Below are 17310 nucleotides of genomic sequence, written 5' to 3'. Positions count from 1 at the left end.
TCAAACTCTGGTATCAAATCGTGTTCCGTTCCGCAACGGTCAAAACAGCCGAATGAGTACGAGTATTGACCCGCTTTTTCGATTCGGGACAGTCAGAAATATTGTATTGAAACACGGAAAAGTTGTTCCACGTCGCGCACCGCATCGGCGGATGCAAACAGCACGACACGGTCCTTCGCCTTGATTTTTGTACTGCCGTCCGGGCGGATCACCACGCCGTCGCGATAGATCGCGCCAATGCGCACGCCGTCAGGCATATCGATGTCGCGGAACGACTGGCCGACCAGCGGCGAGGTTTCCAGCGCCTCCGCCTCGATCACCTCCGCCGACCCGCGCTGCACGGCATAAACCGAGCGGATGCGGCCCTTGCGCACATGCTGGAGAACGCGGGAAATGGTGACGGCCCGCGGGTTGATATAGGCATCCAGACCGAGCGAACCGGCGACCTCATGGAAAGACGAGCTGTTCAGCAGCGCAAGGTTGGACTTGCAGCCGAGCTGCTTGGCCATCACCGCCGCCAGAATGTTGGTCTGGTCGTTATTGGTCAGGGTAACGATGAGGTCCGAATCCTGGATGTCGGCCTGCATCAAGATTTTATGGTCAAGCGCCGATCCATGCATGACGATGGTGTTGCTGAGCTGTTCCGACGCGGCAATAGCCCTGTCGCGATCCGCCTCGATGATCTTCACCCGTGTTTTCGGCTGCATCTCCTCAATCTTGCGGGCGACGAAGTAGCCGATATTGCCAGCGCCGGCGATAACGATGCGCTGCGCCTCCTGCTCCTCATGGCCGAAAAGGCTCAAGGTGCGGCGGGCGTGCAGGCGCTGACAGATCACATAGGCGAGGTCTCCGACCCGCAGCTGTTCCGAGGAATGCGCGACCTTGAGGATGCCGTTACGGTAGATACCCACCACCGTCGCGATCAGGTCCGGGAAAAGGTTGGACAGCTGCTGCAATGGCGTGTTGATGACAGGGCAGTCCTCCATGCATTCAATCGCCAGCATGAAGATCGTATCATCGGCAAAACGCACGACATCGGTCGCGCCCGGAAATGCGATGCGCCGGAGCACCATCTTGCCGACCTCGACTTCCGGCGAAATCGTCACGTCGATCGACATGTTCTCGCGGCTGAAGAGATCGGCATATTCCGGTTTCAGATAACTCTGGTCGCGAATACGGGCAATCTTGGTCGGAACGCTGAAGAGCGCATGCGCCACCTCGCAGGCGACGATATTGATTTCGTCATGCAGCGTCACGGCGATGATCATGTCCGCCTGGTCTGCACCCGCCTTCGCCAGCATATCGGGATGCGCGCCATGGCCGACATAACCGCGCACATCCAGCGTTTCGGTGATGGCAGTGATGAGCGGCGCGGCCGTATCGATCACCGATACTTCATTATCCTCCCGCGACAATTGTTCGGCGATGCCGTAACCCACCTGCCCTGCGCCGCAAATGATGACTTTCATGCTGTCTCTCTGACGGAATAATCGGTTGCGGCGACTTGGCCTTCGCTCCTTATACGCCGAGAGATTTCAGTTTGCGATGCAGTGCAGACCGTTCCATGCCGACAAATTCCGCCGTTCGCGAAATATTGCCACCGAAGCGGTTGATCTGGGCGACCAGATAGTCCCGTTCGAACATTTCGCGGGCTTCGCGCAGCGGCAGGGTCATGATGTGCTGGTCGCCCTGCGCCGAAATCTTCGGCAGCATGTCACCGATATCCGATGGCAGCATGTCGGCCGAGATCGGCGCTTCGCCGCCTTCGGGACGGGCAAGGATCATCAGCCGCTCGATATTGTTGCGCAGCTGGCGGATATTGCCCGGCCAGTCATGCGTCTGGAGAACGGCCATAGCGTCGTCACCGATCTTGCGGGGGCGGATGCCGGCCTGCTCGGAAATCTGGCGCATGAACATGTCGACAAGGAAGGGAATATCCTCGCGCCGTTCGGACAGCGCCGGAACCTTCACGGGCACCACGGCGAGACGGTGATACAGGTCTTCACGGAACTGGCCTTCGGCAATCAGGCTTTCAAGGTGGTGGGCGGTCGAGGAAATGATGCGCACATCCACCTTCACTCGCTTGCCGCCGCCAACGCGCTCGAACTGCTGATCGACCAGCACGCGCAGGATCTTGTTCTGGGTTTCGCGCGGCATCTCGCCGACTTCGTCGAGATAAAGAACGCCGCGATGGGCCTCTTCCAGCGCGCCCACCTTGCGTGGCTGTCCGGGTAGGCCTTCGGTGCCGAAAAGCGCAATTTCCATACGGTCCGGCGTGATCGTTGCGGCATTCAGCGCCACAAAAGGTCCGGTGGCGCGTGAGGATTTCTTGTGCACCATCCGCGCCACCAGTTCCTTGCCGGAACCCGAGGGCCCGAGGATCATGATGCGGCTGTTGGTGGGAGCAACCCTGTCGATGGTCTGGCGCAGCTGCGAAACCGCAAGCGATGCGCCGACGAGTTCGACCGCGTCACCCGTGCGTTTCTTGAGTTCCTGAACCTCGCGTTTCAGCTTGGAGTTCTCCAGCGCCCGCTCGGCGATCAGGATCAGGCGATCGGCCTTGAAGGGCTTCTCGATAAAATCGAAGGCGCCGCGCTTGATGGCGTTGACGGCGGTTTCGATGTTGCCGTGACCGGAAATCATGACAACCGGAATTTCGGGATGGCGGCTCTTGATCTCATCCAGCAGCGCCAGACCGTCGAGCTTCGAGCCCTGCATCCAGATATCGAGAAAGATCAGGCGCGGTACGCGCTCCGAAATGGCGGCCAGCGCGCTGTCGCTGTCGAACGCCATGCGGGTCTCGTGGCCCTCGTCGGACAGAATGCCCGCTACGATTTCGCGAATGTCCGCCTCGTCATCCACGACCAGAATATCAGACGCCATATGCTGCTTCCTTGTTATTTTCGCCGCCGACCGCCTCGATATAGGGCAGCAGCACTCTGATCATGGCGCCATGGCCATGGTCGAACTCCGGCGGGGCATCATGGAGCTCCAGATACCCGCCATGCTCTTCGATGATTTTCTTGACGATGGCGAGGCCGAGGCCCGTGCCCTTGTCCCGCATCGTCATATAGGGTTCGAGAATGCGGTGACGGTTCTCGACGGGCAGGCCGCGGCCATTGTCGATGATGTCTGCCACAAAACGGGAATTGCTCTCGTCGAAGGAGGCACGCACCAGGATTTTTCCAGGCCGCTTTTCGCCTTCCACCGCCTCGATGGCTTCCGTCGCATTCTTGATGAGATTGCCGAAGGCCTGACCCAGCATGCGGGCATCGAACATGCCCTCCAGCGGGATGTCGCCCAGTTCGGTTGAGAATTTCGTATCGGCGGCGCTGATTTCGCGCAGGAATGCGGCATCCTTCAGGATTGCCCGCAGATCCGACTTTTCCTTTGTCGGCTTCGGCATGCGCGCAAAGGCCGAGAATTCATCCACCATCCGGCCGATATCACCGACCTGCCGGACGATGGTGTCCGTACACTGGTCGAAGACGGCGCGGTCGCTCTCGTCGATCTGCTTGCCGAAACGGCGCTTGATGCGCTCGGCGGAAAGCTGGATCGGCGTCAGCGGGTTCTTGATTTCATGCGCAATACGGCGCGCCACATCCGACCATGCCGTCGAGCGCTGGGCGATGACGAGATCGGTAATATCATCAAGGGTGATGACGTAGCTGTCGCGGCTGTCGCGGGCATCCTCGCGGGTCACCTGGACATTGAGCGTGCGCTCCTTGCCGCGTCGCATGATATTGATCTGCTTGCGGAAATTGCCGCGCGACCAGGTATTCGCCTCGGTCACGACCTGCTCGATTTCAGGCGCAATCTCCGAGAGTTGCGCGCCGATAAGCTGCTCGGAGGTCTGCGCCAGGAATTCCTCGCCTGACGGATTGACGATGGTGATCCTGCGGTTCTCATCGACACCGATGACGGCGGCGGTGACGCCTGACAGCACGGCTTCAATGAAGCGGCGGCGATCATCGATATCGTCCTTGGCCTCGATGATCTGTTCCTGCTGGCTGCGCAGTTCCGAGACCATCTTGTTGAAGGTGCGCGACAGGCGGCCAACGTCACCATCGACGGCGCGCACGGGCACCAGCACATGCATGTTGCCGGTGGCGACACTATCGGCGGCACCGATGAGAAGGCGGATCGGCCGCACGATACGGTCGGCGACCGCAATGGCCGTCCAGATGGCGGCGAGAAGCACGATCAACGCAAAGCCGAGATAAAGGATTGCGAAGGCGATCTGCAACGGCGCGCGGCCCGCTTCCATCGCCTTGTATTCGGCGCGGTTCTCTTCCATCAGCCGCATCGCGCCCATCACCTTGGGATCGACGGCGCGGACCGTGTAAAGGAAGGTACCGCCGATGCCTTCAAGCTTGATGATGGCACCGACGAGGTTGGTGATGCCAGGTGGGATCAGCGTCGGCTGGCCGGCGGCCGCTTTTTCGAGCGCGTCATGCGGAATGGCCGGAAGCGGCTTTTCCGTCTTGATATCGGCCTGAGCGACGGCGTCACCATCCTCCTGCACCAGAAACGCGCCGAGCAGGCCGCGGCCCTTGGCCTGGCGGGTCATGAGATCAATGAAGCCGGTGCGGTCGAGATAAAAAAGGGCGCGGTTACGATCGAGGTCGGTCGCCATCGACAGGGTCTGGCCCTGAAGATAGCCGGCATTCTCCATCATATAGGCCTGGGCAATATTGCTCGATGAATCGACGATCGATTGCGTGCGCAGCGAAAACCAGCGGTCGAGGCCAACATTCAGCGTCAGGCTGGCGAAAATGGCGACGAGAACGGCCGGTGTGATCGCCACGATGGAGAAAAGCACGACGATGCGCACGTGCAGGCGAGCGGCGGCCCTGCCCTTTTTGCGGGCTTTCAGCAGCCGGTTGATTTCACGCCCGATGAGGAAGATCAGTCCGATCACGAAGATCGAATTGATCACCACCGAGGCGATGACGACGTTCGATGTCGGCGCAATGGGGGTGACACCCAGAAGCACGAAGAGAGTGAGGATAGCGCAGACAAGGGCGACGCCGGCGAGCACCAGCCCCGGCAAAGCGAAAGACATCCTGCGATCGGCAACCACCATTCCCGCTGCGTCGTCGGCAACGGCTTTTTCGGCGGCGGGTTTCCGCATGCACTACTCCCAATCGCTGGCCAGCCAGCACCACATTTCTGAAGTCAGGCGAGACGCGCCTCAGACTGGCGAATCTCTTTCCTTCTAGTGTTTTTCAAGCAACACAATGTGGCGAAAGTGCAACGACAAATGCGGCCTTGTCAACATTCTCAGCTTGGGCGGGAGCTACGATAGACCGAAACGCCAAGCTCGCGGATTTTCTTGCGCAGCGTATTGCGGTTCAAGCCAAGAAGATCGGCGGCCTTGATCTGGTTACCGCGCGTCGCCGTCAGGGCGGCGAGAATCAGCGGATATTCCAGTTCGCGCAGAACGCGGTCATAAAGGCCGGGCGGCGGCAGGCCATCGCCGAAGCTGGCGAAATAATCGCGCATATTCTCCTCGACCGCCTGCGAAATGGTGAGCGAACCGGTGCGGACCGCCATCTTGTCGAGCGGGCTGTCGGGAACATCCGATTGCAATTCCTGCTCGATGATCTCGCGGGTGATGACTTCCTGAGGATAAAGCGCCATCAGGCGGCGGATCAGGTTTTCCAGCTCACGCACGTTGCCTGGCCAGGCATAGGCCTTCATAACCTCCAGCGCCTCGCTCTCGAAACGCTTGCCTTCCAGACCTTCCTTCTCACCCTGCTGAATGAAATGGCGCACCAGATCGGGAATATCCTCGGCGCGGTCACGCAGCGGCGGCAGCCGCAGCGGCACGACGTTCAGGCGATAATAGAGGTCTTCGCGGAAGAGACCCTGATTGATCGACTGTTTCAGGTCCTTGTTGGTGGCGGCGACGATGCGGACGTCGGTGCGGATCGGTGTGCGACCGCCAACCGTGGTATATTCGCCCTGCTGCAACACGCGCAGCAGGCGCGTCTGGGCGTCCATCGGCATGTCGCCGATTTCGTCGAGGAACAGCGTGCCGCCCTCGGCCTGTTCGAAACGGCCGGTGGAGCGGTTCTGCGCGCCGGTGAAGGCACCCTTCTCGTGGCCGAAGAGTTCGGATTCGATCAGGTCGCGCGGGATAGCAGCCATGTTGATGGCGACGAAGGGACCGTTGCGGCGCTTGCCGTAATCATGCAACGCCCGCGCCACCAGTTCCTTACCCGTACCCGATTCGCCCGTTATCATCAGCGTCAGGTCGGTCTGCATCAGGCGGGCGAGAACGCGGTAGATTTCCTGCATCGCCGCCGAACGGCCAACGAGCGGCATACCGTCCTGCATGTCGTCATCGAGCTTGGCCGGCTTGCGCTTCGGTTCCGACAGGGCGCGGCCGATGATGGCGATCAGCTCCGTCAGGTCGAAGGGCTTGGGCAGGTAATCGTAAGCGCCCTTTTCAGAGGCCTTGATCGCCGTCATGAAGGTGTTCTGCGCGCTCATGACCAGAACCGGCAGGTCCGGGCGGGCCTTCTTGATACGCGGCAGAAGGTCAAAGGCGTTTTCATCCGGCATCACGACATCGGTCACGACAAGATCGCCCTCACCTGCCGAAACCCAGCGCCAGAGCGTGGCGGCATTGGAGGTGATGCGCACGTCGTAACCGGCGCGGCTCAGCGCCTGGTTCAGCACCGTGCGGATTGCGGCATCATCATCGGCGACGAGGATCGTAGCTGTCATGGGTCATTTCCTGTCGTGTTCGGCAAAGTGCGGTCGTCGAACGCCACTTCCGGCGAGACGGGCATCAATACGCGGAAAGTCGTGCGGTGGTTCTGGCTGTCGCATTCGACAATGCCGCCATGGGCGCCGATCAGCTTGGCGACAAGCGCCAGGCCAAGGCCCGAACCATTCGTCTTGGTGGTGATGAAGGGATCGAATAGATGCGGCAGCAGATCGGCCGGAACGCCCGGGCCATTATCATGCACGCAGAATTCGAGCGGCAGCGAGATGCGCTCGCGGCTGCCGGCAACCGAAAGCCGCATGCCGGGGCGATAGGCGGTGGTGAGGATGATCTCGCCATCCGGCTGGTTGCCTACGGCTTCCGCCGCATTCTTCACCAGATTGAGAAAGACCTGCACCAGCTGGTCGCGATTGGCATAAACAGGCGGCAGCGACGGGTCGTAATTCTCCGAAATCTTGATATTGCGGGCAAAGCCGGCCTTGGCGATGGCCTTCACATGATCGAGCACGGAATGGATATTGACCGGCACGCGATCCACCGGCCGCTCGTCGGAAAACACCTCCATACGATCGACCAGCGAGACGATGCGGTCGGTCTCGTCGCAGATCAGCCGTGTCAGCGCCCTGTCTTCATCGGCAACCGAAGTCTCCAGCAGCTGGGCAGCGCCACGAATGCCGGACAGCGGATTCTTGATTTCATGGGCGAGCATGGAGGCAAGACCGGTAACCGAGCGCGCCGCCGCCCGGTGGGTCAATTGCCGGTCGATCTTGTCGGCCATCGATCTTTCCTGGAAAACGACGACCACCGATCCCGGCTCGCTGACAACGGGCGCAACGTAGAGATCGACCAGCTTGTCCTGGCCGAGACGCGGCGAACTCAGATCGACGCGATATTCATTGACCGGCGCACGGCGCTCCCGCACCTGATCGATCAGTGCGAGCAACGGGCTGCCGAAGGGAATGAAGGTGGAAACGCGGTAGCGCGCGAGGTGGGAGGCGCTTGCCCCGAAAAAGGCTTCGGCTTCCCAATTGGCGAAGGCGATGAAACCTTCGGCATCCACCAGGATGACGGGGTTTTGCACCGCGTTCAAAACCGCCATGGCGAGCGGGTTTGCATCTGCCGGGCTGTGTTTGTCAGCGCTCATGCGGCCTTCCTTGCGGCTTCTTCGCCCGCATTTTCGCTAAGGGCGGAGCGCAGCAGATCCGCCACTTCCGCCGTGTCACGCGATGTCATGATTTCAGCCTTGTCAGTCGTGGCGATCTCAGGCGCGAAACGGTCGAGATACCAGCCAAGATGTTTGCGGGCATGCCGGAGACCGGCTTCCCTTCCGTAAAATTCCAGCATCATCTCGTAATGTTCGATGGCGATGGCGGGAATATCGTCGCGGTGCGGCGCTGAATGTCCGGCGAGCACCGCCGGCAGCCAGGGCTGACCCTGCGCGCTGCGACCGACCATGACGGCGTCAGCACCCGAGCGGCGCAGGATTTCCCGCGCATCTTCGGCTGTCTCCACATCGCCATTGGCGATCAGAGGCACGGAAATCACCTCACGCACGGCGCGGATGGCGTTCCAATCCGCACGCCCCTCGTAAAACTGCATACGGGTGCGGCCGTGAATGGTGATCAGCTGGACGCCTGCGTCTTCGGCACGGCGGGCAATCTCCGGCGCATTGATGGTGTTCTCATCCCAGCCGAGCCGCATCTTCAGCGTCACAGGCACCTCGACTGCATTGACCGTCGCCTCGATCAGCGAGAGTGCATGATCGGGATCGCGCATCAAAGCCGAACCGGAATAACCGCCCGTGACCTTCTTGGCTGGACAGCCCATATTGATATCGATGATTCCAGCGCCGTTATCGGCGGCGATCTTCGCCGCCTCGGCCATGAAATGCGCCTCGCGTCCGGCAAGTTGCACCATATGCGGAACCATGCCGGCATTTTTCAGCCGCGCCCAGGATTCTCCTCGGTTGGCGACAAGTTCGCGGCTTGCCACCATTTCCGTGACAACAAGGCCCGCGCCGTAACGCCAGGCGAGCTGCCGGAACGGCAGATCCGTGACGCCCGACATGGGCGCCAGCACGGCGCGATTACGGATCGCAACTGAGCCGATGCTGAACGGTTCTGACAACTCCGGAAGGGGCAACTGATGATCTTTCATGCAGAAGGGCTATTTGCATTATTTTTAGACAGTGTTTGTGCAGTTGCCAAGCACTTTTAGAGGGTTGCACCTTTTATTTGCTGGGCGACTGCCTGCCTGTTTTGCTGTCGGCAGCAATTTGTGCAGGTTCGAACACGCAATGATTGCGGATCCTGCGAGGTACAGGGGCGGATGCGCGTCTTATCGGGCTGGCCATCCGGGTTTTGAAACGCTAGAGCAGGACTGTCAACCGCTAAGGGTTGCGCGCAAAGCATAAGACCAATGCAGGAAAGTACTATGAAACTCGGCATCGTCATCGTCGCCGCAGGACGCGGAGAAAGAGCGGGCTCCCCCGAGGAAGGGCCGAAACAATATCGCCCGATCGGCGGCAGGGCCGTGATCGAGCATACATTGTCGACCTTTCTGGATTGGGATCACGCCTCTCCGATCGTTGTCGTCAGCCATGCAGACGATGCAGCACTGCTGTCGCCGATCCTTGAACGGCTTGATGCCGGCGAGCGGATCGTTATGGTCACGGGCGGCGCGACACGCCAGCAATCGGTGCTTGCCGGTCTGGAAGCGCTCTCCTCGGAAGAGCTGACGCATGTGATGATCCATGATGCCGTGCGGCCTTTCGTCGCCGTGGACATGCTGGAACGCATTATGGCACTGCACCGGGCCGGCGCCAGGGGCGTCCTGCCCGCCCTGCCCGTCACTGACACGCTGAAGCGCGGTTCGGATGGTCGTGTCGTGGAAACGGTTTCTAGGCAGGGGCTTTATGCGGCGCAGACACCGCAGAGTTTCGGCTATGGCGATATTCTCGCCGCGCACCGCGCCGCTGCCGCCTCCGGAAAGTCCGATTTCACCGATGATGCTTCGATTGCCGAATGGGCGGGACTGACGGTGACGCTGACCGAAGGTTCGGCCGACAATGTAAAACTCACTCTCAAGCGGGATATCGCCATGGCCGATGAAAAGCTCTCCCACGGATTGCCGGACGTGCGCACCGGCAATGGTTACGATGTGCATCAGCTGGAAGCCGGCGACGGCGTGACGCTGTGCGGCGTCTTCATCGAACACGACCAGAAACTCAAAGGTCATTCGGATGCGGATGTGGCCTTGCATGCGTTGACGGATGCCCTGCTCGCCACCTGCGGTGCTGGCGATATCGGCGATCACTTCCCGCCTTCCGATCCGCAATGGAAGGGCGCCGCTTCGCGCATCTTCCTCGAACATGCGGCGAAAGTGGTGCGCGACAATGGCGGTACGATCATGAATGCCGATGTCTCGCTGATTGCGGAAGCGCCGCGCATCGGCCCACACCGCCAGGCCATGCGCGAAGCACTCTCGGACATGCTGGGCATCGCGCTGGAGCGCTGCTCGGTGAAGGCGACGACCAATGAGACCATCGGTTTCGTCGGCCGCCGGGAAGGCATCGCTGCAATTGCCACTGCTACCGTTGTCTACAGGGGCAGACCTTTATGAGCCTTTTTCCCGCTGACATAGAAGAGCTGGCGCGGCAGATCATTGTCGATTTCACCGCGCATGGCCTCATGGTCTCGACCGCGGAAAGCTGCACGGGCGGCCTGATCGCCGGTGCCCTGACGGAGATTGCCGGCTCCTCCGCTGTCGTCGATCGTGGTTTTGTCACCTATACCAATGAAGCCAAGATGGACATGCTGGGGGTTAGCGTCGAGACGCTGGCGAATTTCGGCGCGGTTTCCCGACAGACGGCGTTGCAGATGGCGCATGGCGCGCTCTTCCGTTCACGGGCGGATTTTGCGGTCGCCGTTACCGGTATTGCCGGTCCGGGTGGTGGTTCCGCCGACAAGCCGGTTGGGCTGGTGCATCTGGCCGCCAAGACGCGCAATGGCGGCAGCCTGCATAAGGAAATGCGTTACGGCGAGATCGGCCGCACCGAAATCCGGCTTGCGACGGTGATGACGGCGCTTGAGATGCTAATTGCCCTTAATCAGGCCGGGTCCGTATAGATTTTATCGGCACGCGTTTCAAAGGCTTCTGCGAACATGCGGAAGGCCCGGTCGAACATCGACCCCATGACCGCGCCGAGCAGACGGTTCTTGAATTCGTAATCGATGAAGAAATGGATGGCTGAGCCGCCCTCGTCCGAGGCCTCGAAACGCCAGCGATTGTCGAGATATTTGAACGGTCCGTCGATATATTTCACGTCGATGGCGCGTTCACCCGGATTCAGCAGCACCTGCGTGGTGAAGGTTTCGCGAATGGCCTTGTAGCCCACGGTCATATCCGCCACCAGCAACACCTTGCCATCGCGCTCCTTGCGCGAACGCACGGTGAGCGCCTCGCAAAGGGGCAGAAATTGCGGATATTTCTCCACATCGGCGACGAGGTCGTACATGCGGTCGGGCGAGTGTTTGACATGGCGATGCGTTTCGAACTGTGGCATGAGCGGCAGTTAATCCTCGATACGCAGAAGATCAAGAAGGCGGCGAAACTGTTTTCGGCTTTTCAGCTGGAATACCGGCACATCAGGACCATAAAGCGCGAAATTCTGCTCGAAGATCGGCGTATGGCGCCGCTCGAAATTCCAGATATAGCGCAAGAAATCGAGATCGATCCTTTCTGGGCAACCCTCCGCCATTTCGGGCCTCGCCCTTCCGTAACCCTTGACGATTCGGCTGATCGCGCCCCACAGGCAAAGCCAGCGCGGCATGCGCACCCACAGGACGATGTGGGATCTCGGCAGGCGCATGTCGAAAGATGACGGATTGCTGCCATCCATCAGCCAGTTCTCCTCTGCGACGATGGCGGCGATCTTCTGCCGTTGCTCCTCGCGCGGACGCGCCTGCCAGCCCGGCAGCCAGAAAATCTCGCGATCCATGGAAATGTAGCGAAGCCCGAAGGCAGCCGAGAGCTTATGTGACAGTGTCGACTTGCCGCCACCCGAGCAGCCAACGACCATGATACGTTTTGCGCCGGCGATGATTTTTGCTGCGTCTTCGGCTCTATCCAGATACTGCGGCATCGCGTAAACCTCGTCAGGACCGCCGGAACATCGTGCTGCCAATCCGATATAACGTTCCAGAACGATATCGTCGTTGCGCATGGCAGTTACGGAAAATTGACTATTGCAACCCCCTCGCAGGGATTGCTATTTATTTGCCACTAATATTACACCCACTGGATGCAAACGCGCCGGGCACTCCCGATTTCCCCACGCGTATTCATCCTTGGGTTCAGACCCGACATAACCGCTTTGAGCCACTGAGTGAGCCGATGGACGATTTTTCCAACATCATCAACCTTCTCGAATCCGCCAAGCAACTCGCATCGATGAATGGCATGCCGGTGCTTGCCTATCTCATCGACGTTGCGAAATGCGAGGCGAGAGAGAACAAGCCGGTTCTGCGCAAGCGCAAACGCGGCGAATCGACCGCCAAAGAAGACTGTTAATTGCCGGCGCGCAGAGCCGACCGATAAAGCCGACTGGCCCAATCTTCAAGACGATGTCATAATCAAACAATGAAACTGGCCGCTTTTTCGAGGCGGCCATTTCTTTGCACAATGGAAACGACAGCGTCATGATGGCCGCATCCGCAAATATCAGAACCTACAGGGAAGAAAGACCGAAGGAACGGCATGGCTTCGTGCAGATCGTTCTTCCTGTCTCCGGGCGTCTGCTGATCGATGTGGCCGGACGGCAGGACGAATTGTCGACCGGACGCGGCGTGTTCATCCATCGCGATGCGCCGCATACGCAGGAAGCGACGGCGAGCAACCGCTCGCTGGTGGTCGATATCGATGAAGGCGCCCTTCCCGAGCAAACGCTCGATAAATTCGTCCATTCGCCGTTTCTCGACATAGCGCAGGATACGCGGCAATTGATCGCCTATATGCGCGGTGTCATCGGAACAGAGGGGCGACGCGACGATATTGCGGACCTGTGGGCGCCGCTCCTGGTCGACAGCCTTGCCAATGAGAAAGCCGATATCCGCCAACGCCTGCACAGGCTCGCTGCACTTGTCAGGGCAGAACCGTTCTTCCCGTGGACGATAGAGATGCTCGCCGCCTGCGTGACCATCAGCGACAGCCGCCTGCATGCGCTGTTTCTTGAAGAATTCGGCCTCCCGCCTCACCGATGGCTGGCCGGGCTGCGCATGGACAAGGTCTGCGCATTGCTCAGCAATTCCACCCTGCCAATTGCCGAGATCGCCTTGCGGGCCGGTTTTTCCGACCAGACTGCACTGACGCGGGCCATGCGCAATGCAGTGGGTGAAACGCCCGCAGCCTACCGTCGGACCTACGGGATTCATTAAAACCGCCAGCACATCCGTCAGGAGTTTTTGTCAAGACAGCCGCAGAGGGCTGTGGCACATCGCAGGCAAATGTGAATGCGGATGTGACATGACATGAACAGAACAGGTCTCGGTGTTTTTTACGGCATGCTGGCGGGTGCGCTTTGGGGTGGGATTTTTCTCGCCCCGAAACTCGTGCCGGATTTTTCGGCCCTGCAACTGTCGACAGCGCGTTATCTCACCTATGGGCTGATTTCCCTCATCATCATCGGGCCGCGCCTGAAACGCGTGTCGGCCCATTTTGGCGCGCGGGAGTGGATAGCGCTCGGCTGGCTGAGCATGATCGGCAACATCGCCTACTACGTCTTCATATCGACGGCGGTGAAATTGAGCGGTGTCGCCTTCACCTCGATCATCATCGGTTTCCTGCCCGTCGCCGTCACCATCATCGGCAGCCGCGATCATGGCGCGGTGTCGCTGAAGCGGCTGTGGCCGTCGCTCGCCTTCGGCGCAATCGGCATTGTTGGCATTTCATGGCAGTCGCTGACGGAGAACGATGCGGGGCTCGATGTCTCTCGCGTCATCGGGCTTGCCTGTGCGCTCGGTGCGCTGGCGTCATGGACGGCCTTTGCGGTTGGCAATGCCCGGTGGCTCTCCCGCCTTCACGATGTCAGCGCCGATGACTGGAACATGATGACCGGTGTGGTGACCGGCGGGCTTGCGCTGGCGCTCGCCATCCCGGCCTTTGGCTTTGGCGGCGAAAGCCATAGTTCGGGCGACTGGCTGCACTTTGTGGCCGTTGCAGCCGGGCTGGGTTTCACCGCCTCCATTCTTGGCAATGCCTTATGGAACCGCATGAGTCGCCTTCTGCCGCTCACCATGGTCGGGCAGATGATCCTGTTCGAAACGCTGTTTGCGCTGCTTTACGGTTTTCTATGGGAAGGACGCGGGCCGACCATTGTCGAGATCGTGGCGATCTGTTCGGTGGTGCTGAGCGTGATCTTGTGCATGCGGGCGCATAGGCCGGAGAAGGTTGTGGTGTGATGGGTTGAAGGCCGGGAACAGGCGGCGGAGCCATTTCACAAGCCTCGCCTCCCACTCACGTCATCCTCGGGCCTGTCCCGAGGATCCAATCACGTATCGTACAATCGATAGGTTGCAGATGCTCGGGACAAGCCCGAGCATGACGGTGGAGAGAGCGTATATCGCCCGATCCAGCAACCTATGTTGCCGAACCTTTGTCCCTTACTCCGCAGCCGCCAGCAGCTTCTTCTCGCGGGCCGCACGCAGGCGTTCGAAATCGTCGCCGGCATGGTGCGAGGAGCGGGTCAGCGGGCTGGAAGACACCATCAGGAAGCCCTTGGTATAAGCCACGGTCTCGTAGGACTTGAACTCTTCCGGCGTCACGAAGGCCTCGACCTTGTGGTGCTTGCGGGTCGGCTGCAGATATTGACCGATAGTCAGGAAGTCCACATCGGCGCTGCGCAGATCGTCCATCAGCTGCAGCACTTCGTTTCGCTCTTCGCCGAGGCCGACCATGATGCCCGATTTGGTGAACATGGTGGGATCGAGTTCCTTCACCCGCTGCAGAAGGCGCACGGAGTGGAAATAGCGCGCGCCGGGACGAACCGTGAGGTAATTGCCCGGGACGGTTTCCATATTGTGGTTGAAGACATCGGGCTTGGCGGCGACGACCCGCTCCAGCGCGCCGGGCTTCTTCAGGAAGTCGGGGGTGAGGATTTCGATGGTCGTGTTGGGCGATGCCGCACGGATCGCCCAGATGACCTTCTCGAAATGTTCAGCGCCGCCATCGGCGAGATCGTCGCGGTCGACCGAGGTGATGACGACGTGGGAAAGGCCCATCTGCTTGACGGCCTTAGCGACGTTCTCGGGCTCGGCCATATCCAGCGGATTGGGCTTGCCGGTCGCGACATTGCAGAAAGCGCAGGCGCGGGTGCAGATTTCACCCATGATCATGAAGGTCGCGTGTTTCTTGTCCCAGCACTCGCCGATATTCGGACAGCCGGCTTCCTCGCACACCGTCACCAGCTTGTGCGAACGCACCAGTTCACGCGTCTCGTGATAGCCCTTGGATGTCGGCGCCTTGACGCGGATCCATTCCGGCTTGCGCATGACCTCGGTATCGGGCTTATGCGCCTTTTCCGGGTGGCGAATGCGCTTTTCGTCGGACGACGTCCTGTCGAGAATAGTGACCATTAAAAACCTGCTTCCATCGCCCCTGGCGACCTAAACATCTGTTGGTCCGATGCTTTAGAACAATTCCAGAAAAAGCGTAAGCCCCTTCCGGTCACGAAGCCTTTCAGCGCCGTACCAGCTTCGCCAGAAACAGCAAAAGGCTGGCGCCGATGAACGACGTGACGAAATAGCCGAGCCTGCTGTCCTGCACGAAAACATCGAAGGTTCGAAGCATCGCAACCGCAACCACCGAACCGACGATGCCGAGGATGATGTTCATGAAAATGCCGAAGCGCATATCCATGAGCTTGCCCGCAAGCCAGCCGGCGAGACCGCCGATTATGATCGCTGCAATCCAGCCTACACTTTCCATTCCCACGCTCCCTGAAAGAACCAGCCCCATTTAAGGAGCCTGCATCGAGACATATGGGACACCCGGCATGGTTAAACAATGCCGGGTATCACGGAGCACTTATGCGTTCAGAACACGCCCATAGGCGTCGAGCACGCTTTCCTTCATCGATTCCGAAATGGTCGGATGCGGGAAGATCGTATGCATCAGGTCTTCTTCAGTGGTCTCGAGATTCATGGCGACCACGAAGCCCTGAATGAGTTCGGTCACTTCCGCACCGACCATATGCGCGCCGAGCAGCTCGCCGGTCTTCTTGTCGAAGATAGTCTTGACCATGCCCTGATCTTCGCCGAGCGCGACAGCCTTGCCGTTTGCCGCAAAGGAGAAGCGGCCGACGCGGATGTCGCGGCCCTGTTCCTTGGCCTTGGCTTCGGTGAGACCGACCGAGGCGACCTGCGGGTTGCAATAGGTGCAGCCCGGAATCTTGAGCTTGTCCATCGGGTGCACATTCGGCAGACCGGCGATCTTTTCGACGCAGATCACTGCCTCATGCTCGGCCTTGTGGGCGAGCAGCGGTGGGCCGGCGACGTCGCCGATGGCATAGATGCCCGGCACGTTGGTCTTGCCGTAACCGTCGATGACGATGAAGCCGCGATCGGTCTTCACGCCGGCAGCCTCGAGGCCGATGCCTTCGATATTGGCAACGACGCCAACGGCCGAAATCATGCGGTCGGCGGTGATCTTCTCGGAAGAACCGTCCTTCTTCTCCAGCGTCGCGGTGATGGAGTTCGCGCCCTTCTCGACCTTGGAAACCTTGGTTTCAAGGTGAATTTTCATGCCCTGCTTTTCCAGCTGCTTCTTGGCGAAGGTGGAGATTTCCGCATCCTCGACCGGCATGACCTGGCTCATGATCTCGACGACGGTGACGTCGACGCCCATGGTGCGGTAGAAGCTGGCGAATTCGATGCCGATGGCGCCCGATCCCATGACAAGCAGCGACTTCGGCAGCTCTTCCGGCTTCATCGCCTCGAAATAGGTCCAGATCAGCTTGCCATCGGGCTCGATGCCGGGCAGCGCGCGCGGGCGGGCGCCTGTGGCGACGATGATGTGCTTGGCGGTATAGGTGCCCTCGCCCAGCGTGTTCTTCGGCACGGGACCCTGCGGCTGAACCACCGGCTTGGTCGATTTGCCGACGACGATCTCGCCCGGCTTGGTGATTTTTGCTTCACCCCAGATGATATCGACCTTGTTCTTCTTGAACAGGAAACCGACGCCATTGTTCATGCGTGCAGCAATGCCGCGCGAGCGCGCCACGATTGCCTTGACGTCCGGCTTGATCGAGCCTTCCAGCGTCAGGCCGTAATCCTTGGCATGGGTGGCGGTGTGCATAACATCGGCGGTGCGCAGCAGGGCCTTGGTGGGAATGCAGCCCCAGTTGGAGCAGATGCCGGCCAGATGCTCGCGCTCCACGACGGCAACCTTCATGCCGAGCTGGGCTGCGCGGATCGCGGCAATATAACCGCCCGGTCCCGAACCGATGATGATGACGTCATAAGATTGAGCCATTGGAAATCCTGCCTTGTCTTAATTCGGATAACGGCACGCCGTTCCGA

At 59.9% G+C, this 17310-nt stretch carries 16 protein-coding genes; 5 read left to right on the top strand and 11 right to left on the bottom strand.

Annotated elements, in window-relative coordinates; all coding sequences use genetic code 11:
• Positions 1–92: 92 nt before the first annotated feature.
• The 6 genes from trkA to dusB all read right to left on the bottom strand — a co-directional run bounded on the left by trkA (position 93) and on the right by dusB (position 8893).
• Complete coding sequence (gene trkA, locus AGR13A_RS06730; RefSeq protein ID WP_080834315.1) at positions 93–1469, bottom strand: Trk system potassium transporter TrkA; 1377 nt, start codon at positions 1467–1469, stop codon at positions 93–95.
• Between the two features lie 49 nt (positions 1470–1518).
• On the bottom strand, positions 1519–2883 hold the full coding sequence (gene ntrX / locus AGR13A_RS06725) for a nitrogen assimilation response regulator NtrX (protein WP_035217431.1): 1365 nt from the start codon (positions 2881–2883) through the stop codon (positions 1519–1521).
• Complete coding sequence (locus AGR13A_RS06720; RefSeq protein ID WP_035217432.1) at positions 2873–5134, bottom strand: sensor histidine kinase NtrY-like; 2262 nt, start codon at positions 5132–5134, stop codon at positions 2873–2875. The genes ntrX and AGR13A_RS06720 overlap by 11 nt, the downstream gene beginning before the upstream one ends.
• Positions 5135–5283: 149 nt before the next feature.
• Positions 5284–6735 (bottom strand): nitrogen regulation protein NR(I), encoded by a 1452-nt coding sequence (gene ntrC / locus AGR13A_RS06715; RefSeq protein ID WP_035217434.1) that lies wholly within the window; start codon positions 6733–6735, stop codon positions 5284–5286.
• On the bottom strand, positions 6732–7880 hold the full coding sequence (locus tag AGR13A_RS06710; RefSeq protein WP_080834313.1) for a two-component system sensor histidine kinase NtrB: 1149 nt from the start codon (positions 7878–7880) through the stop codon (positions 6732–6734). The genes ntrC and AGR13A_RS06710 overlap by 4 nt, the downstream gene beginning before the upstream one ends.
• Positions 7877–8893 (bottom strand): tRNA dihydrouridine synthase DusB, encoded by a 1017-nt coding sequence (gene dusB, locus AGR13A_RS06705; protein WP_080834311.1) that lies wholly within the window; start codon positions 8891–8893, stop codon positions 7877–7879. The genes AGR13A_RS06710 and dusB overlap by 4 nt, the downstream gene beginning before the upstream one ends.
• A gap of 276 nt (positions 8894–9169) precedes the next feature.
• On the opposite strand from dusB, the gene AGR13A_RS06700 reads away from it, so the two are divergent.
• Together AGR13A_RS06700 and AGR13A_RS06695 are read left to right on the top strand one after the other, a co-directional pair.
• Positions 9170–10357 carry a bifunctional 2-C-methyl-D-erythritol 4-phosphate cytidylyltransferase/2-C-methyl-D-erythritol 2,4-cyclodiphosphate synthase gene (locus AGR13A_RS06700; protein WP_080834309.1) on the top strand — a complete coding sequence of 396 codons (1188 nt, stop codon included), beginning with the start codon at positions 9170–9172 and terminating at the stop codon, positions 10355–10357.
• The gene (locus AGR13A_RS06695; RefSeq protein ID WP_080834307.1) at positions 10354–10863 is read left to right on the top strand and encodes a CinA family protein; all 510 of its coding nucleotides are present in this window, start codon (positions 10354–10356) and stop codon (positions 10861–10863) included. Before AGR13A_RS06700 ends, AGR13A_RS06695 begins: the two co-directional genes overlap by 4 nt.
• On the opposite strand, the gene AGR13A_RS06690 is transcribed toward AGR13A_RS06695, so the two are convergent.
• Together AGR13A_RS06690 and AGR13A_RS06685 are read right to left on the bottom strand one after the other, a co-directional pair.
• The gene (locus AGR13A_RS06690; protein ID WP_080834305.1) at positions 10845–11300 is read right to left on the bottom strand and encodes a type II toxin-antitoxin system RatA family toxin; all 456 of its coding nucleotides are present in this window, start codon (positions 11298–11300) and stop codon (positions 10845–10847) included. The two genes, AGR13A_RS06695 and AGR13A_RS06690, sit on opposite strands and share 19 nt — an antisense overlap.
• Positions 11301–11309: 9 nt before the next feature.
• Complete coding sequence (locus tag AGR13A_RS06685; protein WP_080836620.1) at positions 11310–11879, bottom strand: AAA family ATPase; 570 nt, start codon at positions 11877–11879, stop codon at positions 11310–11312.
• Between the two features lie 251 nt (positions 11880–12130).
• On the opposite strand from AGR13A_RS06685, the gene AGR13A_RS24870 reads away from it, so the two are divergent.
• From AGR13A_RS24870 to AGR13A_RS06675, 3 genes are all read left to right on the top strand, one after another.
• Positions 12131–12307 (top strand): hypothetical protein, encoded by a 177-nt coding sequence (locus tag AGR13A_RS24870; RefSeq protein ID WP_003496171.1) that lies wholly within the window; start codon positions 12131–12133, stop codon positions 12305–12307.
• A gap of 128 nt (positions 12308–12435) precedes the next feature.
• On the top strand, positions 12436–13170 hold the full coding sequence (locus AGR13A_RS06680) for a helix-turn-helix transcriptional regulator (RefSeq protein WP_080834303.1): 735 nt from the start codon (positions 12436–12438) through the stop codon (positions 13168–13170).
• Positions 13171–13263: 93 nt separating this feature from the next.
• Positions 13264–14193 (top strand): DMT family transporter, encoded by a 930-nt coding sequence (locus AGR13A_RS06675; RefSeq protein ID WP_080834302.1) that lies wholly within the window; start codon positions 13264–13266, stop codon positions 14191–14193.
• Positions 14194–14394: 201 nt separating this feature from the next.
• Here AGR13A_RS06675 and lipA read toward each other — a convergent pair whose 3' ends face one another.
• From lipA to lpdA, 3 genes are all read right to left on the bottom strand, one after another.
• On the bottom strand, positions 14395–15366 hold the full coding sequence (gene lipA, locus AGR13A_RS06670) for a lipoyl synthase (RefSeq protein WP_035217452.1): 972 nt from the start codon (positions 15364–15366) through the stop codon (positions 14395–14397).
• A gap of 103 nt (positions 15367–15469) precedes the next feature.
• On the bottom strand, positions 15470–15718 hold the full coding sequence (locus tag AGR13A_RS06665) for a GlsB/YeaQ/YmgE family stress response membrane protein (protein ID WP_035217455.1): 249 nt from the start codon (positions 15716–15718) through the stop codon (positions 15470–15472).
• A gap of 99 nt (positions 15719–15817) precedes the next feature.
• Entirely contained in the window at positions 15818–17263 is a 1446-nt protein-coding gene (gene lpdA, locus AGR13A_RS06660; protein WP_003502607.1) for a dihydrolipoyl dehydrogenase, read from the bottom strand.
• Positions 17264–17310 lie beyond the last annotated feature (47 nt).

The organism is Agrobacterium genomosp. 13 str. CFBP 6927, assembly GCA_900012615.1.
Lineage (GTDB): Bacteria > Pseudomonadota > Alphaproteobacteria > Rhizobiales > Rhizobiaceae > Agrobacterium.
The sequence above is the reverse complement of the archived record's forward strand: the minus strand, read 5'-3'. Positions and strand labels throughout refer to the sequence as shown.